At 55.4% G+C, this 25,453-nt stretch carries 18 protein-coding genes; 5 read left to right on the top strand and 13 right to left on the bottom strand.

The features are described from left to right. Positions 1–185: 185 nt before the first annotated feature. Entirely contained in the window at positions 186–5,219 is a 5,034-nt protein-coding gene (locus KW849_RS02240) for a dermonecrotic toxin domain-containing protein (RefSeq protein WP_218427263.1), read from the top strand. A 72-nt stretch (positions 5,220–5,291) separates the two neighbouring features. Here the strand turns inward: KW849_RS02240 and argR are convergent, their stop codons facing one another. The 6 genes from argR to acs all read right to left on the bottom strand — a co-directional run bounded on the left by argR (position 5,292) and on the right by acs (position 12,228). After that, positions 5,292–6,272 (bottom strand): transcriptional regulator ArgR, encoded by a 981-nt coding sequence (gene argR / locus KW849_RS02235; protein ID WP_218427261.1) that lies wholly within the window; start codon positions 6,270–6,272, stop codon positions 5,292–5,294. 298 nt (positions 6,273–6,570) lie between these two features. Beyond that, positions 6,571–7,335, bottom strand: a complete 765-nt coding sequence (locus KW849_RS02230) for an ABC transporter ATP-binding protein (protein WP_218427257.1) — start codon at positions 7,333–7,335, stop codon at positions 6,571–6,573. 37 nt (positions 7,336–7,372) lie between these two features. Beyond that, positions 7,373–8,071, bottom strand: coding sequence for an ABC transporter permease (locus KW849_RS02225; RefSeq protein ID WP_218427255.1), 699 nt, complete (start codon positions 8,069–8,071; stop codon positions 7,373–7,375). Beyond that, positions 8,068–8,757 carry an ABC transporter permease gene (locus tag KW849_RS02220; RefSeq protein WP_015096506.1) on the bottom strand — a complete coding sequence of 230 codons (690 nt, stop codon included), beginning with the start codon at positions 8,755–8,757 and terminating at the stop codon, positions 8,068–8,070. The genes KW849_RS02225 and KW849_RS02220 overlap by 4 nt, the downstream gene beginning before the upstream one ends. 91 nt (positions 8,758–8,848) lie before the next feature. After that, positions 8,849–9,628, bottom strand: a complete 780-nt coding sequence (locus tag KW849_RS02215) for an ABC transporter substrate-binding protein (protein WP_218427252.1) — start codon at positions 9,626–9,628, stop codon at positions 8,849–8,851. Between the two features lie 644 nt (positions 9,629–10,272). Then, complete coding sequence (gene acs / locus KW849_RS02210; RefSeq protein WP_218427250.1) at positions 10,273–12,228, bottom strand: acetate--CoA ligase; 1,956 nt, start codon at positions 12,226–12,228, stop codon at positions 10,273–10,275. Between the two features lie 494 nt (positions 12,229–12,722). Between acs and KW849_RS02205 the strand changes: the two genes are divergently transcribed. From KW849_RS02205 to KW849_RS02195, 3 genes are all read left to right on the top strand, one after another. Then, positions 12,723–12,986 carry a DUF2790 domain-containing protein gene (locus tag KW849_RS02205; protein ID WP_008022797.1) on the top strand — a complete coding sequence of 88 codons (264 nt, stop codon included), beginning with the start codon at positions 12,723–12,725 and terminating at the stop codon, positions 12,984–12,986. 190 nt (positions 12,987–13,176) lie between these two features. Continuing rightward, positions 13,177–13,452: a hypothetical protein gene (locus tag KW849_RS02200; RefSeq protein WP_218427248.1), complete on the top strand. Its 276-nt coding sequence runs from the start codon at positions 13,177–13,179 to the stop codon at positions 13,450–13,452. A gap of 526 nt (positions 13,453–13,978) precedes the next feature. Next, on the top strand, positions 13,979–15,226 hold the full coding sequence (locus KW849_RS02195) for a ribonucleotide-diphosphate reductase subunit beta (protein WP_108215199.1): 1,248 nt from the start codon (positions 13,979–13,981) through the stop codon (positions 15,224–15,226). A gap of 183 nt (positions 15,227–15,409) precedes the next feature. On the opposite strand, the gene KW849_RS02190 is transcribed toward KW849_RS02195, so the two are convergent. The 5 genes from KW849_RS02190 to dcm all read right to left on the bottom strand — a co-directional run bounded on the left by KW849_RS02190 (position 15,410) and on the right by dcm (position 20,288). Continuing rightward, complete coding sequence (locus KW849_RS02190) at positions 15,410–15,892, bottom strand: HEPN domain-containing protein (protein WP_218427246.1); 483 nt, start codon at positions 15,890–15,892, stop codon at positions 15,410–15,412. A gap of 5 nt (positions 15,893–15,897) precedes the next feature. Then, complete coding sequence (locus KW849_RS02185) at positions 15,898–16,947, bottom strand: DUF262 domain-containing protein (protein ID WP_218427244.1); 1,050 nt, start codon at positions 16,945–16,947, stop codon at positions 15,898–15,900. Between the two features lie 26 nt (positions 16,948–16,973). Continuing rightward, positions 16,974–17,438 carry a very short patch repair endonuclease gene (locus KW849_RS02180; protein ID WP_371319103.1) on the bottom strand — a complete coding sequence of 155 codons (465 nt, stop codon included), beginning with the start codon at positions 17,436–17,438 and terminating at the stop codon, positions 16,974–16,976. Positions 17,439–17,445: 7 nt separating this feature from the next. Then, on the bottom strand, positions 17,446–18,774 hold the full coding sequence (locus tag KW849_RS02175; RefSeq protein WP_218427242.1) for an MvaI/BcnI family restriction endonuclease: 1,329 nt from the start codon (positions 18,772–18,774) through the stop codon (positions 17,446–17,448). Positions 18,775–18,851: 77 nt separating this feature from the next. Next, on the bottom strand, positions 18,852–20,288 hold the full coding sequence (gene dcm, locus KW849_RS02170; protein WP_218427240.1) for a DNA (cytosine-5-)-methyltransferase: 1,437 nt from the start codon (positions 20,286–20,288) through the stop codon (positions 18,852–18,854). Between the two features lie 576 nt (positions 20,289–20,864). On the opposite strand from dcm, the gene KW849_RS02165 reads away from it, so the two are divergent. Continuing rightward, positions 20,865–21,374, top strand: coding sequence for a Bro-N domain-containing protein (locus KW849_RS02165; RefSeq protein WP_218427238.1), 510 nt, complete (start codon positions 20,865–20,867; stop codon positions 21,372–21,374). A 264-nt stretch (positions 21,375–21,638) separates the two neighbouring features. Here the strand turns inward: KW849_RS02165 and KW849_RS02160 are convergent, their stop codons facing one another. Further along, positions 21,639–21,884, bottom strand: a complete 246-nt coding sequence (locus KW849_RS02160; RefSeq protein ID WP_218427236.1) for a type II toxin-antitoxin system Phd/YefM family antitoxin — start codon at positions 21,882–21,884, stop codon at positions 21,639–21,641. Between the two features lie 63 nt (positions 21,885–21,947). After that, positions 21,948–25,451 carry an alkaline phosphatase family protein gene (locus tag KW849_RS02155; protein ID WP_218427233.1) on the bottom strand — a complete coding sequence of 1,168 codons (3,504 nt, stop codon included), beginning with the start codon at positions 25,449–25,451 and terminating at the stop codon, positions 21,948–21,950. Positions 25,452–25,453: the final 2 nt, after the last annotated feature.

Raw genomic sequence — 25,453 nt, 5'->3', positions numbered from 1 at the left:
TTCCCGGGTTTACGGCAATGCGACATATAGGGTCGCAAAGGCGCAGTTTAAACTGCCCGGGGGGTTAGAGGCAGGGTTGTCAGGATTTGATTTCGAGTACTCGCTCACCCCCTAAACATGTACCGCATCCTGATCGTCACTTGCTGATTTCCTTGGCACTCTCTAAACGCTCAAGGACAAGCACAATGCAAACGCCTGAAGGACAACAACCAACAGTCACGACCAGCACGACGCATTCAGAACACCCCGCCCCCCACTACCAATACCTCAAGAACGCAGCTCCCGAATGGCTTGGCAAGGCATCGCCCGCCAGGCGCCAGGCGTTGAAGGGCACTCAGCCATGGCTCCTTGACCGACTCAAGGCAGCGTCGAGCGGGCAGCAGGCACAACTGAAGGCCCTCAACGCCGCACACTGGACCGCGCAAAATGATGTCGATCAGAAGCTGGAAGGCCTGCAAGACGCGAGCAAATTTGCCGAGCCCTTGCTCAGAAACGCCCTGAAATCCCGGTTCGGACTGGAGCTGGACGTCAGAAAAACCTTCTTGCGCCTGTACATACCCGCGACGATCCCCTGGTTCCCGATCAAGTCCGGAGCCGCACGCGCCTGGACGGTTTCGCTGCTGGACGCGGCCTTGCACAACTTCGAAGACAAGGAAACGGAAGACGGCGCCTACGAACCTGACTCGACCTTCATTACCGAACCCTCCCCGTCCGGGCAATTCGATACCCTGCCATCCATCAAACGCACTATCACCATCCCGGCGTTTACCAAGCTGTGCCGGGAGCTGGATATTGGCGGCCGGTACAAAACCTACCTCGAAGAGCCCCTGGGCGTGTCCAACCCGGACGTCGCGGCCGCACTCAGATCCAAGGTCGACGAGAGCCAGAAAGCCGCGCTCAAAGCCGCGCTGCAATTTGCACGGATGAACGGAGATATTCAGGAGGACTATTTTCGCCTGATTCAGGGCCTGCTCGATGGCCTGCAGGGCATGAGACTGGGTGGTGAAGCCTTGCGGTGTCACGACTTGACGATGATGTCCGCCAAACTGACCGGCATCGTTCTGTTTGCCCCGAACCTGGAACTCCCTCGCGTACCCGTACGGGTCGTGGCCTACACCCCCGATGACCCCGAGCACCCGATCAAGGAATACCGATCGACCGGCGAACTCATGCAAAAAATGACTCGGCAATTGCGCGACGCCGAGTATCAGAATTTTTTCAGCCGGTTCATTTCCCACGAAGACCGAGGATATTTCTTTGGCAACCTCGCTAATCGCCTCACGAGCGTGACGTGGCATCAACACGAAAAGGGTGACCCGCTGCCTTCATGGCGCGAAACGCCGATTGATCGACCCAATCTGCAATTCGCAGTGACGCCGATCAACCGCGACCTGTGGACCCATCTTTATCAGGAAAAACTGAACAAGATCCTCAACGATGCACGGGTCATCGCTGTCTCAACCGCAGCAGTCGACCAGAAAGCTCGCTGGGAACTGTGGGACTCCTTCGTAAACATCGCGTCAACGATTCTTGAGATTGCCGCGTTCGTCGCCTTGCCATTCGTGCCTTTTCTGGGGGAAATGATGCTGGCCTACATGGCCTGGCAACTGCTCGATGAAACGTTCGAAGGCATCGTCGATTGGGCGCAAGACCTGACCAGCGAAGCGTTCGAGCACCTCATGGGCGTGGTCGAAGCGCTGGTCCAGCTAGGTGCCTTTGCGGTAGGTGGCACCATCGTCGCCGGTGAGTTTCGTCGAGTGCTCCCCAGTGAAACTGTGAAATTCATTGATCAGTTCAAACCCGTTCAGACCTCCAACGGTAAAACCCTGTACTGGAAACCCGACCTGCGACCCTATGAGCGGAAAATCACGCTACCAAAAGGCTCGAAGCCTGACCACCAGGGCATATATCGGCACCAAGGCAAGAGCATTGTACCGATCGAGGGTAAACACTACGCAGTGCAGAAAGCCCCCGACACAGACGCCTATTACCTTCAACATCCCGATAGGCCCGATGCTTATGAATCCCCGCTGAATCACAATGGCTCAGGTGCCTGGAAAACCGAACTTGATCGCCCCCTGCACTGGGACAAAACCAGGTTAGTGCGCCGTCTCGGGCACAGGGTGGACGCATTCAGTGATCTTGAACTCGATCAGATACTGAGCGTCAGCGACGCTCATGAAAACGTTCTACGCAAAATGCATGTCCAAAACGAGTCTGCACCGCCGCTGCTGACGGACACCCTTGAACGATTCCGAATCGAAAAGGATATTCAGAGCCTTATCGATCAGCTAAAGAGCGACGACCCCGAGGAGTATCGCAAAGCCGATCCTCAATCCCAGCTACAACTGCTGACGAGCTACGGTTTGTGGCCAAAAACCAAGGCGCTGCGCTTTCTGAACGCCGAAGGGAAGACTGTCTGGGAGCTCTCCGAAAAAGCGCATCTGCCCGTCGTACAGATGCACGAGGCACAATTGAACAATGGCGACCTTCTTAAAACCGTACTGGAAACCCTTGATCAGGATGAGATCAAGACGATATTCGGTGAAGGCTTCGGCGATCCAGCGATCAATATCGACACTCGTGCCAACAACCTGAGAAAGAAGCTCGCACAAACCGTCGAAAATAATCGCGCCTCGCTTTTCGAGTCACGCTACAGAGGGGTGGAGCATACCCAGGATCCTCACACCCAAAAGCTCATGGCGGCCGAGAAAGGGTTGCCCGCCAGCGTCGCCCGGCAATTGCTCAGTCAAGCCAGCGGCAATGAGCTTCGAGAGATCGATAATGGGCTTGTGCCAACGCGCCTGAAGGAGCTCGCACACCAGGCTAGCCAAGAGGTACGAGTCACACGGGCGTATGAAGGGCTTTATCTGGACTCCTCAGACGCAATGGACACCGACAGACTGGCTCTGCATTCACTCGAAAAATTGCCCGGCTGGTCAACGGATGTACGAATGGAGGTTCATGACCGCGCCTTTGGCGGTCCGTTGCTCGACAGCATCGGTAATCCTCAGGCTCCAATCCGCAGAGTGCTGACCCTGAACACCGATGGCCAGTACCAACCCTATGACGACGAGGGCCAGCTCTTATACGCTGCAACCGATCTCTATACCGCCGTTCTGCAAGCCTTGCCGGACACCCAACGAGACATGCTGGATATTCATATCGGCCACAAAGGCAAACTGAAACAGGCGATCCGCGATAAGCCCCTGGAACGAAACGAGCTTCGAGTGACCCTCTCACTGCAGCCTGTCCGGGAACCGGTCGTCCAGACCCTGCGCCTGTTGGGCAGCAACGGTTATCCTCGCACTACAGGTGAAGCGCCACGCACACTGCAAGACAGAGCACGAGAGGTCTATCCGGGGCATTCACCTGACGAGATCCAGGCCCTGGTTCAAAGACTGCAGAGCCATCCCGAAGGCCCGCGCGCGGAACTTTCCCGCCTGCGCAACGAATACTTTCAGTTGGTGAATGACCTTCATGTCTGGGCCAATAACCCCCCACGCGCTCACCCTGAAACCCATGCGATTCTCAGCCCGCAGGAAATGACCGCAGAGACACAAAACCGAAGATTGTTCCGGGAGGAAATACTGCGCTGCTGGCGTAAGGAGACCGACTTATTTGATTCACTACAAGGAGCAGAATACGGCTACACGCTTAAGTTTTCCGAACCGATTCTCGGTGAGTTCCCCGTCCTGACCGCTGACTTCAGCCATATCTCCATGCTGTCTCTCAATGGCAGCAGCGCGGCGCGCGCTATCAACCCTTTCCTCGAGCGCTTCCCGGGATTACGTCGTCTGGAAATGCGCCATTTCGTCCTCAGAAGCGTGCCCCAGGCGATCGGCACAATGCCGGCACTTGATGAGCTGATATTGAGTGATTGCGGCATCACCCTCACCCCCGACAGCCAGGCAACATTTTCATCGCTGCACAGGCTTTCAATACTGGATCTGTACAACAATCCACTAGGGCTGGCACCCAATATGGAAGCGATGCCCGAGCTGACCTATATCGACCTTTCCAATACCGGAATTTCCAGCGTTCCGGCTGGCCTGACGAATCACCCGCGACTTAGGACAGCCATCTTCAACGACAATCAGATAAGCGAACTGCCCGCCTCTGTCTTTGATCTTGCGGCCAACATCGGCGAAGGGTTCGATTTCGGAAACAACCCACTGTCCTCGACCACCCGAGAACGGATAAAAACTTACTATGGTCAAACCGGACAGGATCTTGGGGTATTTGCCGAACAGGCTGATGTCGATCAGGCAAGAGCCCTGTATCCAAGCCTGGATAATGAAGAAGCGAGTGATTTTATCTATCGCCTGCCCGGAACATTGCATGAGGGCCGGATCGAACTGACGCGCAAGGAGGCCGAACTCACCGCCTTGATCAGCGACCTCACCCTGTGGGCGACCGACGTTCCCGACGTCCACCCCACCACTGGCGCCCTGCTCAATGCCAATGAGTTGTTCGCCGAACACGCCAAAAGAGAGGAGTTCATGCAAAACCTGGAACGGTGCTGGCGCCAGATACCGACACAAAGTGTCGCAGTGAGCGAGTATGGGTTTGCGTCACATCTGGCAATCATGGGAGACCTGCCTGTACTGACGGCCGACTTCAGCCATGTGCCCGAACTGCACCTGACGAGCGCAGGGAACATCGCCCCGAGAGCCAGCCAGTTTCTGGAATATTTTCCAAACCTGGAAAGCCTTAGCATGCGTGGCTATCAGCTGGACAACATCCCCGAGGCCGTATTCAGGATGGGGAGGTTGACCGCGTTAAGCCTGCCTGAGTGCCGTATCACCCTGACTCAGCAAACCCTGAATGCATTGGCAGGCATGGAGCGCCTTGACTACCTGAATCTCAGGGAGAATCCGTTAGGTCTCACGCCCGACCTTAGCAACATGACGGAGATATCCTCATTGAATCTCAGTCATACGGGCATAACCGAGATTCCAAGGGGGTTGCTCACGATGGAAAGCTGGACGGACGTCGACCTGTCCAACAACGCCATTACCGAGATGCCCGCCGAGATTATGGAGGTCGATCCCGGTATCAGTGAGAGCTTCAACTTCAGAGACAATCCATTCACAGAAGAAAGTCTGCAACGCATCACCGCTCATTTCCGCAAAACGGGTAATGATCTGGGTATTGACGAGATAGCCGACAGGCCGGCCCCGGAGATTGAACCTCCAGATACCGACCCTGAAGACTAAGCGCAAGACATAGGGTTAGAACCATGGGGAACGACAACTCCCCCATGGCTCCCCTCACCTGCCCCGTGAAACCTAACCGCGCTCTGAAGGCACCGACGACAATTCGAACGGGCTGCTGCTGCGCCGCTGGTTGCGATCTTCCCGCGGCGTGGCACCGAAGAAGTTGCGATAGGCGCTGGAGAAATGCGGTCCCGAGGAGAAGCCGCAGGACAGGCCGATCTGGATGATCGACTTGCTGGTTTGCATCAACATCTGCCGGGCCTTGTTCAGGCGCAGTTCCAGGTAGTACTGGCTCGGCACACGATTGAGGTATTGCTTGAAGATGCGCTCCAGCTGCCGACGGGACACGCACACGTGCTGGGCGATTTCGTCGGTGGTCAGCGGCTCTTCGATGTTGGCTTCCATGAGCAGCACAGCTTGTGTGAGCTTCGGATGGCTGGAGCCGAGGCGGTTCTGCAACGGAATACGCTGGCGTTCACCGCCTTCACGAATGCGCTCGACCACCAGCTCTTCGGATACCGCACCGGCCAGTTCCGCGCCATGGTCACGGGCCAGCACCGCCAGCAACAAGTCGAGCACCGACAGGCCGCCGCACGCGGTGAGGCGATCGCGATCCCAGTCGAACAGGTGACTGGTGGCGATGACTTTCGGGAAGCGCTCGGCGAAATCGTCCTGCCAGCGCCAATGCACGGCCGCGCGATAACCGTCGAGCAAGCCTAATTGTGCCAACGGATAAACACCGGCCGACAGACCGCCGATTACACAGCCTGCACGCACCAGTTGTTTAAGCGCACTGCTGAGCGCCGGCGCCAGCGCGGTCGGTGGCTCGTCAGCGAGCAGGAACAGCTTCTGGAAATTTTCGAGCTTGCCGGTCCACGCCTCACCCGGCAACTGCCATTCGCCTTCGGTCGGCGGTTCGGCCTGCAGAAATGACAGTTCGTAGACCACGTCCGGATGCACACGCTGGGCAACACGCAAGGCCTCCTCAGCCAGCGTAAGCGTCAGTGCTTTAGTGCTGGGCCAAATCAGGAAACCAATTCGATGGGCAGTCATGGGCGAGCGATCCGAAGCGAAGAACAGTGATGAAGGCATGGGCCAATGCTAGCCCGTAAACGAACGCAAATCTCAGAACCGGCACAGATCTAAATGTGGGAGCTGACCTGTCGCCCCCCCTGTAGGAGCTGTCGAGTGAAACGAGGCTGCGATCTTTTGATTTGAAAAATCAAGATCAAAAGATCGCAGCCTTCGGCAGCTCCTACAGGGGGTCCGACAAGTCAGACCCTACAAGGGATCGGGGCCAGCCTCCAGGCTGCGAAGCATGCACTATCCCTGTGCACAACGGCAGTCCTGATTATTTCAAGCTGCCGGACAGAAATTGCTGCAGACGCTCCGATTGCGGGTTCACCAGCACTTCGCGCGGGTCGCCGCTTTCTTCGACCACACCTTTGTGCAGGAACACCAACTGGTTCGACACTTCACGGGCAAAGCCCATTTCGTGGGTCACCACGACCATGGTCCGGCCTTCCTGGGCCAGGGCCTGCATGACTTTCAACACGTCGCCAACCAGCTCCGGGTCCAGAGCCGAAGTCGGTTCGTCGAACAGCATCACTTCCGGCTCCATCGCCAGCGCACGGGCAATCGCCACGCGCTGCTGCTCGCCACCGGACATGTGGCCCGGATACGCGTCTTTGCGATGGGCCACGCCTACCTTGTTCAGGTAGTGCTCGGCCTTCTCGCGTGCTTCAGCCTTGGACATGCCCAGCACATGCACCGGCGCTTCCATGATGTTTTCCAGCGCGGTCATGTGCGACCACAGGTTGAAATGCTGGAACACCATCGACAGGCGCGAACGCATGCGTTGCAGCTGTTTCGGGTCGGCCGCCTTCAGCGCGCCCTCCTTGTTCGCCACCAGCTTCAACTCTTCGTTGTTGAGCAGGATCTTGCCCGCGTGCGGCTGCTCCAGCAGGTTGATGCAGCGCAGGAAAGTACTTTTGCCGGAGCCACTGGAGCCGATGATGCTGATCACATCGCCGGCTGCCGCTTTCAGGGACACGCCCTTGAGCACTTCGTGACTGCCATAGCGTTTATGCAGGTCTTGGACTTCAAGTTTGTACATGCTGTCGGTTCTCACAAAAACAGTCAGTCAGTGGTATTCAGTGCTTGCGCGGGGCCAGGTAGCCCAGCCAGCGGCGCTCGGCCATCTTGAACAGCTTCACCAGGATAAAGGTCAGGCACAGGTAGAACACGCCGGCCGTGATATACGCCTCGAACGGCAGGTAGAACTGCGCGTTGACCGTGCGCGCGGCACCCGTGATGTCGATCAGGGTCACGATGGACGCCAGACTGGTGGTCTGCAGCATCATGATCACTTCGTTGCTGTACTGCGGCAGCGCCCGGCGCAGGGCCGACGGCAGCAGAATGCGCTTGTACATCTTGAACCGCGACATGCCCATGGCCTTGGCCGCTTCGATCTCACCGTTCGGCGTGGCGCGCAGGCTGCCGGCGATGATTTCCGCGGTGTAGGCGCTGGTGTTGATCGCGAAGGCCAGGCAGGCACAGAACGTTGCGCTGGACAGCCATGGCCAGAGGAAGCTTTCACGCACCGCTTCGAACTGCGCCAGACCGTAGTAGATCAAAAACAGCTGCACCAGCATCGGCGTGCCGCGGATCACGTAGGTGTAGAGCCAGGCCGACATGTTGACGGCCGCGTTCTTCGAGACGCGCATCAAGCCCAGCGGCAAGGCGCACAGCAGGCCGAAGAACAGCGACAGCGCGAGCAGTTTGAGGGTGGTCACCAGGCCGCCAAAGTACAGCGGCAAGGCCTCCCAAATGACGTTGTAGTCGAAGATCATAGATCAGCCGCCCTTACGCCTACCGAGTAGCGCTTCTCAAGGTGACGCAATGCCAGCAACGACACACTGGTGATCACCAGGTACATCGCGGCCACTGCGAGGAAGAAGGTGAAAGGCTCGCGGGTGGCATCGGCCGCCTGCTTGGCCTTGAACATCATGTCTTGCAGCCCTACCACCGAAATCAGCGCGGTGGCCTTGGTCAATACCAGCCAGTTGTTGGTGAAACCCGGAATCGCCAAGCGAATCATCTGCGGCACCAACACCCGGAAGAACACCTGGAAACTGCTCATGCCGTAGGCCATGCCGGCTTCGGCCTGACCTTTGGGGATCGCCATGAAGGCGCCACGGAAGGTTTCCGACAGGTACGCACCGAAGATGAAGCCCAGGGTGCCGATACCGGCGGCCAACGGGTTCAGGTCGATGTACTCGTCAAAGCCGAGCAGCGGTGCGACGCGGTTGAGCAGGTCCTGGCCGCCGTAGAAAATCAGCAGGATCAGCACCAGGTCGGGAATACCGCGGATCACCGTGGAGTACAGATCGCCCAGCCAGGCCAGCCAGCGCACCGGCGACAGGCGCAGTGCCACGCCGATCAGGCCCAGTACGATGGCCATGGCCATGGACGACAAGGCGAGCTGAAGCGTCAGCCAAGCGCCATCGAGGATGACAGCCCCGTAGCCTTTCAACATGATTCAGGTCCTCGAAAGTTGGGATGAAAAAATGGCGCAAACCTCAGAGATCCTGTTGCTTGCGCCATTTCGGACTTGTCGCAGGGACGTGTTACTTGCCGTAGATATCGAAGGCGAAGTACTTGTCCTGGATTTGCTTGTACTTGCCGTTCTCGCGAATGGCCACGATGGCTGCGTTGAGCTTGTCCAGCTCAGCCTTGTCGCCCTTGCGAACCGCAATGCCTACGCCGTCGCCGAAGTATTTGACGTCGGTGAATGCAGGGCCGACAAAGGCGAAACCTTTACCGGCGTCGGTTTTCAGGAAACCGTCATCCAGCAAGGTCGCGTCTGCCACGGTGCCATCGAGGCGGCCGGCGGCCACGTCGAGGTAAATTTCGTTCTGCGAACCGTAAGGCTTGATCTCGGCACCCAGCGGGGCCAGGACTTCGCGGGCGAAACGCTCGTGGATCGAACCACGCTGCACGCCGATGTTCTTGCCCTTGAGCTCGGTCAGGCCTTCGCTGACCTGAGTGCCAGCCTTCATGACCAGGCGAGCCGGGGTGTTGTAGTACTTGTTGGTGAAGTCCACGGACTTCTTGCGATCTTCAGTGATCGACATGGACGACAGGATCGCGTCGATCTTGCGCACTTTCAGAGCCGGGATCAGGCCGTCGAACTCTTGCTCGACCCACACGCACTTGGCCTTCATCTCTTCACACAGTGCATTGCCGATGTCGTAGTCGAAACCAACGATGCTGCCGTCCGGCGCTTTCGACGCGAACGGAGGGTAAGCCGCTTCGATACCGATTTTCAGAGGTTTTTCATCGGCGAAGGTTGGCAGGGACAGCACGGACGACAGTGCCAGGGCGCCAAGCAGCACGAGTTTCTTCATCTTGGGACTCCATCGGTAAAGGGCAAAAACGGCAGAGTGAGCAACAGCCCAATATGCGAGTGAGTGGAACCAGAAAGCAGTGCTGCGTCCTGGGAAGCCGGTGTTTAAATTCAACACGAGCAACGACGAGCGAGTGATCGGCATTCTAACGACAGGCCCGAGGCCGATATTTCTTCAATGCGACAACTAATTACAGAAGCACTGAGAAAGCCGTTTTAGCGCGTTGACAGCCCTGCAAAATCATGCAAGAGCAAAAGACATTGAACCGATCTTTGTTGCAAATTGCGGGCCTATTATTGGCAAACCCTTCTAATCCGGCAAGCGCAGTGTAATGGCTTATTTTTTGAGGGGCATTTCAGGCCCGGATTTGAGCCCCGGCGTTTCCCAATGCCCCGCATTGGCGCGATGCGGTTACACATTGAGTAACCTGAAAGAATGCAGGTAACAGTAGGAAACCGCCTACAGAGGAAGCCGATAATTATTGGTTGAAGATCAACATCAAAAGATCGCAGCCTTCGGCAGCTCCTACATGAATCGCGTTCCTCTGTAGGAGCTGCCGAAGGCTGCGATCTTTTGATCTTCAAAAACAAAAACCCCGCCAGGCTCAACACCTGACGGGGCTTTTAGTGACTCAGAACCGCCGCTTACGCGACATTCATCGTCTTGTGCGTATCAATCAAATGCTGCACCACACTCGGATCAGCCAGGGTGGAGATATCCCCCAACCCATCATATTCAGCCGTGGCAATCTTGCGCAAAATCCGCCGCATGATCTTGCCCGAACGCGTCTTCGGCAGCCCCGGCGCCCACTGGATGACATCCGGCGAAGCAATCGGGCCGATCTCCTTGCGCACCCAGTTTTTCAGTTCCAGGCGCAGCTGCTCGTTCGGCTCTTCACCGTTTTTCAGGGTGACATACACATAGATGCCCTGCCCCTTGATGTCGTGCGGCACACCGACCACGGCTGCCTCGGCGACTTTCGGGTGCGCGACCATCGCGCTTTCGATCTCGGCGGTGCCCATGCGGTGGCCGGACACGTTGAGCACGTCGTCCACGCGACCAGTGATCCAGTAGTAACCGTCGGCATCGCGACGGGCGCCGTCACCGGTGAAGTACATGCCACGGAAGGTCTTGAAGTAGGTGTCGACGAAGCGATCATGGTCGCCAAACAGCGTCCGCGCCTGGCCTGGCCACGAATCGAGAATCACCAGGTTACCCTCGGCCTCGCCTTCGATGATGTTGCCCAGGTTGTCCACCAGGGCCGGCACCACGCCGAAGAACGGACGCGCCGCCGAGCCTGGCTTGAGCGCGTGAGCACCCGGCAGCGGGCTCATCATGTTGCCGCCGGTTTCGGTCTGCCACCAGGTGTCGACGATCGGGCAACGGGACTTGCCGACATTCTTGTAGTACCAGTCCCAGGCTTCCGGGTTGATTGGCTCGCCCACCGAACCCAACAGGCGCAGGCTGCTGCCATCGGCGCCCTCAACGGCGGCGGTGCCCGAAGCCATCATGGCGCGGATCGCGGTCGGCGCGGTGTAGAGGATGTTGACCTTGTGCTTGTCGACGATCTTCGACACCCGGGTGATGTCCGGATAGTTCGGCACGCCTTCGAACAGCAACGTGGTCGCGCCGTTGGCCAGCGGGCCGTAGACGATGTAACTGTGGCCGGTGACCCAGCCGACGTCGGCGGTGCACCAGTAGACCTCACCCGGGCGGTAGTCGAACACGCGCTCGTGGGTCATGGCCGCGTACAACAGGTAGCCGCCGGTGGTGTGCTGCACGCCCTTCGGCTTGCCGGTGGAGCCGGAGGTATAAAGGATGAACAGCGCTTCTTCGGCGCCCATCTCTTTTGGCGCACACACGGTGCCGGCCACTTTCATCAGGTCCTCGAACCAGATGTCGCGATGCGGGTTCCACTTGATCTCGCCACCGGTGCGCTGGCACACGATGACTTTCTGGATGCTGCTGGTTTCCGGGTTGGTCAGCGCGTCGTCGACGTTGGCCTTGAGCGGGATCTTCTTGCCGGCACGAATACCTTCGTCGGCGGTGATCACCACTTTGGATTGGCAGTCGATGATGCGACCGGCCAGGGCTTCCGGCGAGAAGCCGCCGAACACCACCGAGTGAATCGCGCCGATCCGGGTACAGGCCAGCATGGCGACCACGGCTTCGGGGATCATCGGCATATAGATGGTCACCACGTCACCGCGGTGCACGTCCTGGCCACGCAGGGCGTTGGCGAACTTGCACACTTGCTCGTGCAGTTCGCGGTAAGTGATGTGGCGGCTTTCGGCAGGGTCATCGCCCTCCCAGATGATCGCGACCTGATCGCCGCGCTCGGCCAGATGACGGTCGAGGCAGTTATAGGACACGTTCAAGGTGCCGTCGGCGAACCACTTGATGTCGACATGGTGATCGTCGAAAGAAGTCTGCTTCACCGTGGTGAAAGGCTTGATCCAGTCGAGGCGCTTGGCTTGCTCGCGCCAGAAGCCGTCCGGGTTGACGACCGACTGCTGGTACATGGCCTTGTAGGTCGCCTCGTCGGTCAGCGTGTTGGCCAGGACCTCGGGACGAACGGGATACAGGGAAGCCGCACTCATCTTTCTTACCTCGGTGGAATAGTTGTTTTTGTATGACCACGTTTTAGCCGGGCCGGGCCTATAGAACCATTCGACGATGGTAGTAACAAGCCCCTACAAAATGCGCTGAAATAGCCATCCACCCTGTCACACCGGGGATAAATCGTCGTACCCCAAACGGGTAGGAGCTGCCGAAGGCTGCGATCTTTTGATCTTGATCTTAAAAATCAGAATCGAAAGCGAGATCAAAAGATCGCAGCCTTCGGCAGCTCCTACGCCTGCACATCACCTGAATGTCGGGGATTGTTACAAAATCTGTCAAAAGTGTTTATCAAATCCACGGCTATATGGACGAAGCGCCCACGCCTAAAATCAGCCACGCCAACAAGGCAACCTGATTAACCAAGTTACAGCCCCCACGAAGGCAGTTAATCAAACACCCTGGTACTGAAGTTCCACACGCAATCCCAAAAGGATTGCGTGCCCCCTCTCGGCCTTTAAAAGGTAAATATCAAATGAAAGCTTTATTGGTTCTGGCCCTCAGCAGCGTGTGCGTAACCGCCATGGCCGGCGAGGTCCCGGCTGATGTCGCCCAGCAACAACCGCCCATCGAGGAATACACTTACTCGATGAATCTGGACATCGCCAAAGTGATCTCCATGAGCGAAGCACCGAATGTTTGTGAAGTTGTGCCGATGAAAATGGAATACGAAGACTCCAACGGTCAACGGCATATCCTGCGTTACAGCGCGATGGGCAACGGTTGCTCTAACGGCTGACCCCCTGCTTCACCCCTCCCCCAATAAGGTTCGACCCACCCGCCACGATCAGGCAGATGAAGCGCCGAGCCTTAATGATCGAATAATTCGATTATTTTAAGAATTTATTTGCGCTTTTTAATCGAAATAGCCGGCGTAGAATCAACTGCAACCCAAGACAAACAACGCCTGCGAAACTGGAGCAACGACCATGAAAACCCAACTGATCCTCGCCCTGACCCTCTCCGTCCTGGCTGCCAACTCCTTCGCTGCCGATGGTTACGACCGCACCGGCTCGGCTGCTTACACCACTGAAGCCGCTGTCGCTGCCGACGGTTACGACCACACCGGTTCAGCGTCCTTCGCCGCCGATGGCGCAGACCACATTGGCGCCGGCAAACTGGCATCCGACGGCGCTGACCACACTGGTGCCGCCCGCCTCGCCGCCGATGGTGCCGACCACATCGGTGCCGCTCGCCTGAGCTGATCCGCCAGGGAGACTTCACAGCCCGACTTCGGTCGGGCTTAGTTGTGTCTGGAGCCTGAGAAAACCCCACCGAAACACAAGATGTAGTGAAAAATGCCTTTTTTGGTTATTTCTTGAGCAAAAATATTCCAGGGCAAAAAATCAGGAAAAAAAATCTTCCCCTGCCAACCTCGTTCAAAGCCCTGTAAACCCTCGCTCCGACCGAAATACGGCCCCCGTCGACCGATCCGTGAGCCATTTCCCCGCCCCACAGCACGTAAAACTTCCCTATAATGCGGCCTTAAACGGGACTGCAATATTCCCTTACAGGGACGAAAAGCCAGTCTGAAGCCCCGCACAAGCGATCAACGCTTGCTGCGCCCATCAGTGGCTCTCGGAACCCCGTACAAAATTCTGTTTGATGCCTGCGCATAGCTGCTGCAAAAAACGATTCCTTTAGATCCAACGCGGCCAGTAAGGCCGTGTGAAAAACCAACTATCCATTTTCACACGGGCACACTGGCCCTCACGCAGGAGACGACACGTCATGCTGAGCTGGGACGAATTCGACAAAGAAGACACGGAAGTAGCAGTCAAGAGCGCCAACGCTGGCCACGCCACCGAAGCCAACATGGACCGTCTCGACAGCGCCGGCGGTGCCGCCGCCCTGGAAGCCCGCGCCGTGACCGCCTCTGACTCCGCCGCCGTTGCCCGCGCCAAAGCCGCCCTGGATTCCCTCGACGTCGCCGAAGGCCTCGCCGAACTCGAAGGCGCCTCCGCCCGTGTCGCCGTTGACGAAAAGCGCATGATCAACTGCCGCGCCGACCTCAACCAGCTCGTACCTTTCAAGTACGACTGGGCCTGGCAGAAGTACCTGGACGGCTGCGCAAACCACTGGATGCCGCAAGAAGTCAACATGACCGCCGACATCGCCCTCTGGAAAGACCCGGAAGGCCTGACCGACGACGAGCGCCGCATCGTAATGCGCAACCTCGGCTTCTTCTCCACCGCCGACTCCCTGGTTGCCAACAACCTGGTCCTGGCCGTGTACCGCCTGATCACCAACCCGGAATGCCGCCAGTACATCCTGCGCCAGGCCTTCGAAGAGGCGATCCACACCCACGCCTACCAGTACTGCATCGAATCGCTGGCCATGGATGAAGGCGAAATCTTCAACATGTACCACGAGATCCCGTCGGTCGCGAAAAAAGCCACCTGGGGCCTGAAATACACCCGTTCGATCTCCGATCCGAAGTTCGAAACCGGCACCGTCGAAACCGACAAAGAACTGCTGCGCAACCTGATCGCCTACTACTGCGTCCTGGAAGGCATCTTCTTCTACTGCGGCTTCACCCAGATCCTCTCCATGGGCCGCCGCAACAAAATGACCGGCGTCGCCGAGCAGTTCCAATACATCCTGCGCGACGAATCCATGCACCTGAACTTCGGCATCGACGTGATCAACCAGATCAAAATCGAAAACCCACACCTGTGGGATGCTGAGATGAAGGAAGAAGCTTCGCAGATGATCCTGCAAGGCACTCAGCTGGAGATTGAATACGCGCGGGATACCATGCCTCGTGGGGTGTTGGGCATGAATGCGGCGATGATGGAGGACTACCTCAAGTTCATTGCTAACCGTCGTCTGTCGCAGATTGGGTTGAAGGAAGAGTATCCGGGGACTACGAATCCGTTCCCTTGGATGAGCGAGATTATGGACTTGAAGAAAGAGAAGAATTTCTTTGAGACGCGGGTTATTGAGTATCAGACTGGTGGGGCTTTGAGCTGGGATTGATTGCTGCTTAAAACGAATCGGCCGGAACTTAGTAAAACCGGCGTATACAATTGAAAGGCCCTGACAAACTCAGGGCTTTTTTACATCGCTGCATTACGCCATTTTAAAAGAACTTGAAACCTGTCAACAACTCGACCAATAAACCGAAAAATTTACTACCCCCCTTTATCAATTAAGACAGCCCTAAACCGGCACGGCAACAACTCGCTTTAACGAATCACTAACCGCACCAAGAAAAACAATGGCAGCGTCATATATGTCATTTAGCTCCCGAAAAGTAACCGTAGAGCCTGTATTATGAGCAACATCGTGCCTATTAGAAACCGCGTTGTTATATAGCGTAACTACTCTATCATCGACGCGGCTGTTAAAATATTCTTTAACAGCATTTCCAAACAACCCCAAAAAACCTGAGACCTCGCTCTTCCCAACACTTCGAAGGCATTTTTTACCTGTTGAAACTGCAAAATTTCTTAGGCCTTCATCCGTAGCAGCCGACATAGATATTCTCTCCTCAATTAAAGAATTGATAGACTGCTGCACATCAGCACAAAGAATAACAAGAATATACTGAGTTAGGTATGACTCAACCTGAGTATTCCACGCATTTGAATCCTGCAAATGCTCTCTACACTCATCTATCGCCGAACGAGTTCTCAGCAACATAGTCATTACTCTTTTATAAGATCAATGGCTTTTTGAAAGCGTACATGGACGACTTTCTCGTCACTGGTACTAACCGATACCGAAGATAAAAAGGTTTCATCATTAATTAACGCAGCAAATCTCTCAGCCAAGTCCTCTGGCTCCTTCTCTAAATTGGCAATAGCCCCATAAATAGAATCCAATACCGCATAATTTACAGGCCCTCTAATGTGGAATGGTTTAGCCCCAAGATTTTCATCTATTATTTTAACCGCCCATTCAAAATCTATGCGAACCTGTTCCAAGAACTCAGAAAGCTCCTCCTTAGGCTTTTTGTTAACCTTCGCCATAAACTTATTCAAATAAGTTTTCATCGGCTTTTCATATATACCCCATGTATATTGCAATGCAACAACACGAAGAACCAACTCTACATCCCGCAATCTTTTATCAATTTTTGGGCGCCCAAGAATACGCCTCCAATGCTCATTCTCGTTCAGTTCTTCAAGCAAATTAGCAAATGCCCCTTGAAAAACAGAACGGCGTATTTCCATCGGGTTTAAATTCATCCCTCCGGTATTTAGTCGCTCAAAAATATGGTAAACACTAGAATCATCATCAGGATCGAGTTGCTGAACGATAGTGGCTCGTAGTACCGTGTCATCTAACATCAGCCGATCAGACTCATCCAACTCATCATAAGTTTTGCCTTCCCACTTCGGCATAACCCCAACAAGCCTAAATATTTTTTCTTCGAATCGATTTTGAAAGAACCTAACTGAAGACAGTATCCTTTGCTGCCCATCAATAATCGATAGCTTATTAGAACCTTTATTTTTGTATAAGAACACTCCAGGGACAGGAAGACCAAGTAAAAAAGACTCAATAAGCTTGCTAGCCCTTTTTTGATCCCATACATACTTCCTCTGAAAATCAGGAATAGTCAGCTGCTCCGCATTCGACTTATCCAAATAGCCTCTCAGTGTCAAATCTGCTGGATATGCAGTAATTTGATACACTTTGGTTTCAATATCTTCATCAAAATCTTCTGTAGCTTCTACATCCCAAATATCCATAACCCCTCCTAAATAGCTAGTTAGTTCTAATTCGCCGTCAAAATACGGACAGGCCTACTAGGCCACTCTACAAAATTTTTATCACTGAGAATAATTGAGTGCAACTCAAAAATTCGCTCTAACGAATGCTTCAACCCACACTCCCAAACAATCAAAACCCGCCAACCTAGACGTTTAAGCTCCTCTATATTCTTTGTATCGCGAGCCACATTAACTTCAAATTTCTTGACCCAAAAATCCACTCTAGTAGCAGGCTGGCTCGTATAAAAACAGCCATCATGACGATGCCAAAAACACCCATGCACGAAAACAGCCAACTTATATTTGGAGAGAACCAAATCTGGCGAACCAGGCAGATTTTTTTTATGAAGAGCATAGCGATATCCACAACCATGTAGATACCTGCGCACGATCATTTCCGGGCGAGTACCTGTACTTTTTATCTTAGACATCATGTGCGATCGAGTTTTCGCATCTACAATATCCAACACGCAGCCCTCAAGATTCTGAAATATTAATCCTCTCACTTACGCCATATAACTGATCAATATTTTTCCATAACACTCGGAATTGATTTCTCTTCTTCGGCACCCACCGGCCACCGGAGTACTTCATATTAATTCCCGGATCATGGTATACAACATTAGAATAAAGAGCTCTCAAAAGTTCTTTTAACCCTGCACCCTCACACAGAACCAACTCGGCACCAAAGTGATAATAATTAACATCTAGCTCTAACTTTACATAAGAAACGTATGCTGCTTTTGAATGCTTCCTCGACCAATGTGTTAATATTTTATTGAACGTCCATCCTGCTGCCAAATTCCCATTGCAGTCTCTTAGTATTAACCCTCCATCAGGGTCAGTGACCTCCTCCAAAATAGGGTCATAGCCTTCCATTTGAAGAGTCAGGCCACTCTTAAAGTTCGGGACACTTACCAAATGCCTGCCAGTAAAATCCTTCCTAAGATGTCGCTCAACTCCATACAAGCTAATAAACAGAGAAAGATTTTCTTTATATGAACCCAAATCAGGCTCCGGCGTCATCAGAGTTACAGGTCCTCGGCCATGCGACTTTAACTCCCACCCGTTAAAATCCGGCTCTGCATTGCCATTGGGGATTATTCCAAATAAGCTCTCAAACGTGTACCCGGCGCCATTAATAGCATTATAACCTATCAACTCACCGGTTTTACTTAGCCTACATGACCTTACAGGCCCGCCTCGGTATATTTCAGTTATACGTTCAATTAACTGAATACGGTAATCCTTTTGAGGATGCTTCAACTCATAAAATACGCCCGCAACCTTCGTAACGCTATCATCAGCTACTCTTGCTTTGGCGTCCTTTGTTAGCTCCCCTTCCCACTCCCCAAGAAACCCCAGGATAGTTCCATCTTCACAGATCCCAAAAACCAAACAACGATGAAGTTTTTCACGCAACAATCTTTCACTTTTAGTTGGTGGCTGCATCAAATTTCTTGGAGCAAATTCTGACCCACGCAAAAAACCCGACATCCGCACTTCCGGATATCGAGGATAAAATATAATTTGCGCACCATCAGCAGGAGAAGGGCATGAATCATTTTTGATATCGATCCAACTTAGCTTGATTTTGGCTTTAAACATCAAACCATCCTCGCTTGTTGACTGACCGACCAAATCTCCGTGAGGAATCAGACGTAAAACATCAAACTCACTTCCTACATAAACCTGCTGCTTAGAATTGTCGTTATTCGATAAAAGCTTAAAAACAATCCGCTCTGCTCCATGACGACGCATCACTCTTGATACCGCGTCTAAAGGCGACTCGTTTTCTCTTGACACTGACCTCTCCTTGGGATAAAGCCACCACCATGATGTCAAATCAACATCGGCAATGGCTAAATATCACCAAGGTTCATTCAGTTAGCAAGTGCAATTTCGAGCTGAGGCTGCTCCGTATCAGAATTTTTTTTCTTGGCCGTCAAGATACGATCTCTCATTAATCGAGCGACTGCCTCGAAAACAGGCACTGCAACTGAATTTCCGAATTGCCGATAGGCTTGAGTATCAGATACAGGGATCACAAAATTGCTCTCTCCTGGCTTGTCAAATCCCATCAATCGTGAGCACTCATGCGGTGTCAGTCTGCGAGGCCTATTAAGCTGATTCAATTCACTGTGAAAATCCAGATGTTCTATAAAACCTTGGTCAACCAGTATCTCGGAACCGTCCTTGTGGTATCTAGCAGATAGCGTGCGTGCTACGTCATTTGGACGAGTCAAACCAAATCCAAAACCGTTACCTTTCTCTCGGTGCTTTGCAGCATACCGATAGAGGTAATCCCACAACTTCGGCGTCAAGGTGTATTTACTGTCCACTTCTTTATCAAGTAAATCACCGAAGCTCGGTCGCTGCTTGGGTATCAATTTACTGATGTCACGCAGCGTGAAACCTTGGTGAACATTCAGATCACGGCGGAAACCTACCAGCACTATTCTCTCACGATGCTGCGGCACAAAGTGCTTGGCATCGATGACCTTCGGGTCAGAGCCCTTCGGCGCATTTACATCTGCAACCTCATAATCCAATTCATCCAGCGCTTCGCAAATGATCCGGAACGTATTCCCTTTATCGTGGCTTTTCAGGTTCTTCACGTTTTCAAGCAGGAATGCGGCTGGCCGTTTCGCGGCGATAATCCGTGCAACGTCGAAAAACAGGGTGCCTTGGGTCTCACATTCGAAACCGTGTTTGCGCCCCAAGGAGTTTTTCTTGGATACGCCTGCCAAGGAAAATGGCTGGCACGGAAAACCTGCCAACAGGACATCGTGATCAGGAATTTCGCGTCTTATGTTCTCGTAGGCATCTGCGTCACTCACTTCGGGCTTGTCTGAAAGCGTGACCGAGCGGATATCCAGATTGAAGCGGTGACGAGCCGGATCGCAGAAGTGATTCGCCTTGTAGGTTTTAACGGCGTACTTGTTCCATTCGGATGTGAACAGGCACTCTCCTCCGATGGCTTCAAAACCTTTTCTGATCCCACCGATACCGGCGAAAAGATCGATGAAGGTGAAGGACGGTTTGTGGTTCAAACGCTTGGGCAACAGAGCTTCCAGGCGGGTGAATTCAATGTGGGAAAGCTTTGGGGAAGCCTTGCCTTTAACCCAACGATTGATGGTTTCACGGCACCACTGAGAAGGGCTGACATCGTTGAGAATTTCAGCGAGCTGCCCTTGATCGTAGATCTCCAGCAACTTGTGAAGCAGTGCAAGATCAGTCACTGGATGGGTATCCGGTTCGTGGGTGTCCGAAGTCGTTTCGCTCAAGGATTCAAAAGATGGTGTTTCAAAAAGATTCATGAGCCCGAAATTCCTCTGGGTCAAAGCTGTGACGAATGGTCACCATTCTAGCCCAGTAAACCTCAAAGTAAATGACGTTTCTTGGGATCCGTGACATCAGGCTTAGCAACACGGATTCGGGCCAAGGTAGAAATTAACGGCGACCAATTACTGGATATAAATACAGCATAATTTACTCTATGCCGTTGTCCAGATTTCGTTTTGTTTCTTGGAGGAAAGGCAAAGTCGCTGGTTGACGGTTAACCCTGATCAACCTACCCTCGACTTCGAGCCTAAGAAACTCTACAAACCAGAGCGGTCCTCCGCACCCGACAGTCATGCGGCTTTTTTTCGTCTGCGGTTTCTCTACGCCTGCGAGAAAATCCCCGTTATGTCGGGAGTGGGCGAATACAAGACCCGAAAGGGGAATATGTCCGGCCCGTCTCTGGTGGGTTTCTTAGCTCCCGACACCCTTAACGAATGCCCTAAGAAAGCAGCCAGAGGTAAAGGAAATGCCTGACCATCGGACCTTCACGATGAAGGTGAATCGCCGTACCCACAGACCCGACCACGCGCTTCCGCTCCAGGAGGCCCGCCATGTCTGAATCACTCGCCCCTACCGTTTTCACCCGTCACAACGTCCACCTGCATGCCCTTCTTTTGGAGAACCAGGCGTGGTTCTGCGCGCATGATCTCGGGCGGCTGATGGGCAAACACCTTGATGAGCGCGTGACGCGCAAGCTCGATGCGGACCAGAGGCAAATGATGCTTGTTGACCTATATGGCGCAGCTAAAGAGCGTTTGATGGTCAGCGAGTCAGGTGTGTATGCATTGTTGATTTATCACTACTGCCCTGAGAATCGATTGTTGCGAGAGTGGCTGACTCATCAAGTTGTGCCTGCGCTACGTGATGCGCGGCCGTTGCGAATGGTGGAGCGACCAACGCTGAGTGTGCTGGACTGGCCTCAAATGTCGCTCGGTATGCTGCACTGGCAGAATGAACCCTGGATTCGATTGCGAGATATGCCGTGTGTTCTGGCGGATGATCCATTCAATCGGCGTGAATCGTGGTGGCGGAAGGCTTCACGAGTGATACGTGGGTACTGATTGTTCACCCCCTCAAAAAACTGGCCGTCCGAGTTTCAGACAGTCAGTTTTTTGAAGAGAGCAGCCGTCAATCCGTACAATTTGGTTTATCTGATGCTCCCAAGTTGCAGTATTTGGGGCCGCTTCGCAGCCCAACGGGGGCAAGCCCCCTCGCCACAAGGTTGGTGGCTGGGTTGGTTGCTGCGTTGGTCTTGCGAATCGCGAGCAGGCTCGCTCCCACAGGGGATCTGCGTCGGTTTGGGAAACATCAATTCAGCAAGCACCTCATAGACGGTTCTCAAATCCATCGATTAGCTCATCGAGAGTCTTGTCGAAATCCGCAGACATTCGGATTGCCCCCTTCAACCGCCCAGGCGTTCGGGCCCGAGGCGCATCGACATGGGGCAGCAGATCCAGGTAAGACTTACCGTTTTTGGTAATCACCACGTTGTCACCATTCCATGCACGCTCGGCAAGTTGGGAAAGCTGTGATTTGGCTTCGCGCATGTTTACTTTTACCCGCTCAGTCATTTGGCACCTCCATGGAGTTAGCCAAACTAGCCGAAGCCGTAGCTTTTCGATAGGCCAGTCCCCTCACCTCCCCAACCCACTAATCCGCCAAGGACACACCGCCGCCCGCACCCCACTCGGCCCAACTATCTCCGGCGTCTGCCCCAACGACCTGGCGCTCAGCACACTCCCCACCCGCTCAATCAACTGATCAAACCCCAACGTCGCGTCCTCCTGGTGCAATTTGCGCAGTTGTTCGACCAGTGCGTAGGTGAAGGCGCCGTAATGGTTGGAGCCTGCCACATATTCGCTGGCCTTTTCGTTCTCCCGCGCGGCGTAGAGCATCAGCGGCATGTACGGCCCATGGTGGCCGTAGAGTTTGCCTTGGCGCAGCAGTTGGGCTTTTTTCTCGGGGCGCAGGCCGGTGGCGGCGCCTTGGGTGGTGCGGGTGCGGGTGAGGCCGCGGGTTGTGTGGTCTTGTTCGCTGAAGTCGCGGCGGTCGCTGTCGACGGCGTAGACGCGGCGGTCCCAGTCGCCGGCGTAGGGGTCCCAGCGCAGCATGCGGTGGCGGATGTCGCTGGGTGGGGTGATGCCGCGCACGCGGCCGTTGCCGCGGGTCATGCCGCCGGCGTAGCAGCAGTCGAACATGACGGTGAGTTTGGCGCCGTGGCCGTCCGGGTCGAATGGCAGGTGGCTGTAGAACTGGCGGAACAGTTTGTCGGTGAAGTGGGTACTTTCGTCGTCCCAGTCGAAGTCGTGGAGCACCAGGGTTTCGTCCATGCAATCGGCTTCGCCGCTGCTGCTGTAGACCGGCAGTTGGGTGCCGTGGCCGGAGTAGAACAGCACACGCTCGTCACCGGCGCGGGCGCCTTCCACCAGCCATTCGAGGCGCTCGACGAAGTTGGCCCGGGTCGCTCGGGCGTCGTGCAGCAAACGGATGTCGCCGGCGTCGTAACCGCTTTCCTGGAGCATGCGGCTGATCAGGTAGGTGTCGTTGATGCAGCCGTCGAGGCGTGCGCCCGGGTCGGGGTAATCGTTGATGCCGACCACCAGGGCGCGGCGTTTGCGTTGGCCGCTGCGGGACAGGAACGCCGGCACTTCCAGTGCCCGTGCGGCCACTACATCGCGGGCCAATTGCGGCCACAGGCCGGTCTGGCTGGTGGCTGACGACAGGTAGGCCTGGGCGGCGTGATTGAGGTCGAGCAGGTCATCGCGCAATGGCAGGCTGAACTCGGTTTGCAAGTCGACCCGTGCCGAATCCGGCGAGGTGATTGGCCGGGTCAACAAGCCATCATCGGGGTTATAGAGGTGGAACCAGCGGCGGATGCCTCGGCCGTTTTCACTCAGGCGCAGGACTCGCCCGCCCCACACTTCGCGCATCACCAGCGGCAGTGCGATCGGTGAGCCGAAGCTGACGAACACTCGGCCATCGATGCGCTTGAGCGCCGCCCCCTTTTTCGCCACCGACCGGCGCAGGGCATCGTAGCCGATCAGGCTGCCCAGGCCTTGGGCGAAGATGATCTGCGGATCGAATGCCTCGATCTTCGCCAGCAGATATTGAGTCAACTCCGTGCGCAACTCGGCGTCTTCGATCCATTGCACGATGGCGCCCACTGTGGTGCGCAACATCTGGTTGACCGGCAGGCCCCAACTGCCGAAATTCTCGTCGGCCTTGCCCTTGGCGTCGGCCCTCAGCATCGCCAGGCCTCGGGTGATCTGGGCGAAGTCCGGTCCCTCCTTGAGCTGGTCATCGAAGCACAGAAAGTCGATGTCCTGGTCATCGATGGGGCGACCGTTCTGTGCCAGTTGAGTGCGGATCAAGGTGCGCCATTGGTCCTGCCAGTTCCCATCGATGCCGCCCTGCCCCTGGCTGGCTGGCGTGAACCCCACACCGGGCAGGCACAGGACGCGCAGCCGCGTTGGTGCGAGCTCCGCTCCCGGTTCTGCCAAGGCTTTGCTGGCAGGCAGCGCAATGGGGCGAACGGCTTGCCCTTGGGCGGTGACCATCAAATCCTGCAGGCGCCGCAGTTTCGCTTCCAGGCTGGCCGCACTGGGCGCGGCCGGCGTGAGTGCGGCCTGACCGGGATCGGCCAAGGCGCGGCTGCGGTTGCCGAGAAAACCGTTGACCCATTGCGCGCTGCTCTTCCAGATCTGCTCCGGGTCGAGGCCGTCGAGGTAACCGGTGGCGCTGTCCACCACCTGTCGGCTCTGGGTCGCCAGTTCGGACTCGATCAAGGGCAACCCGGCGCGACTTGGCACCACGGTGGCCGCCAACTTTGGCGCAGCCGTTACGCCCGGTGCAGCGCGCCAGATGGGCGCATTGCCGAAGTGCTGCGCGGCGACTACCCGTGGGCCGAGGGCACTACGCGGCAACTTGAAGTGATCGCAAAGAAAGGCCAGCAGGCTGGTGTGATCGTAGTGCTGCGCCTGGACATCGCCCGTCCAGGGGATCAAGCCCGGCTTGAGCCACGGCGAAGCCAGGATCGCCGGAACGCGAACACCGAGACGGGTGAAGGGATTTTTCCAGGGGACATCGACCGTTGAACCGGTCGCCACGCAAGTCGGCGGCACCACGTGGTCATGGAAACCGCCATGTTCGTCGTACAGCAGCACGAACAGGGTTTTGTTCCAGACAGCGGTGTTGGCCGACAAGGCGTTGAACACCTCACCGACAAACTGATCGCCGAAGCGCAGGTCTTCAGGTGGATGGTGCGACACGTTGGGCCCGAGCTTGCCGTTGAGCAGGCCATAGCTCGGCTCGATCCAGGACAGTTCAGGGAGCCTGTTACCGGCGACGTCCGACTTGAAGTCATCGATGCTCAGGTGCTGCAAACCACCCTTGACCAGCGCCGCCAGCGGTACGGCGCCGTCGGAATAGATGCGTGCGTCGTGGCCGTTGTTGCGCAGCAGCGAAAAAATACTCTCGCCGCCAAACTGCGCGATCAGGCTTTTGATGCCGGCCAGCACCGTGCCGGTGGAGGGCATCAGCAGATGGCCATTGCAACTGCCGAGCATGGCAAAAAAACGGTTCGGCCAGGTTGGGCCTGGCACTGAGGAAAACCAGCGGTCGCACACGGTGAAATTGCGCGCCAGCCCGTGAATGGCCGGCAGCGTATCGTCGGCCGGGGTGGCGCCGAACGGGATGTAGTTCATCGCCCGTTGGGCCATGGATTGCGACCAGGTTTTGTACACCCTCAGGTCGGTGCGGGCCTTGTCGTAGGCATCCTGGGCAAAACCGGCGAGCGTAGGGTTGGCCGGGCTGGTCTTGAAGGAGACGCCCAGTTGTTTCTCTACGTTGACGAACTCGTGGCCAAGGTCGAAACCCTCGCTGTTGCTCGGCGGCAGCGCCGGAGGTAAAGGGGGTGGCGGCGCCCACAGGCTGTAGTTCTCCGGGAACTCCGATGCCTGGGTGATCACCGTCGATTTGCCATTGGCCAGCTTCAGCGCATTGGTGCTGGGCGCATTCCGGTCGATACCGTTACACGCGGGGTTGATGCGGGTGTAATCCCCCAGCAGATGATCGAATGACCGGTTTTCCATCATCAGCACGACAACGTGCTCAATCCCGGCGGGCCAGTTGTTCGGCATGG

This window comes from Pseudomonas sp. PDM26, from assembly GCF_019219185.1.
In the GTDB taxonomy this organism is placed as follows: Bacteria; Pseudomonadota; Gammaproteobacteria; order Pseudomonadales; family Pseudomonadaceae; genus Aquipseudomonas.
Note: the sequence above shows the minus strand (reverse complement) of the source record. Positions and strands in the feature narration are given on the sequence as shown.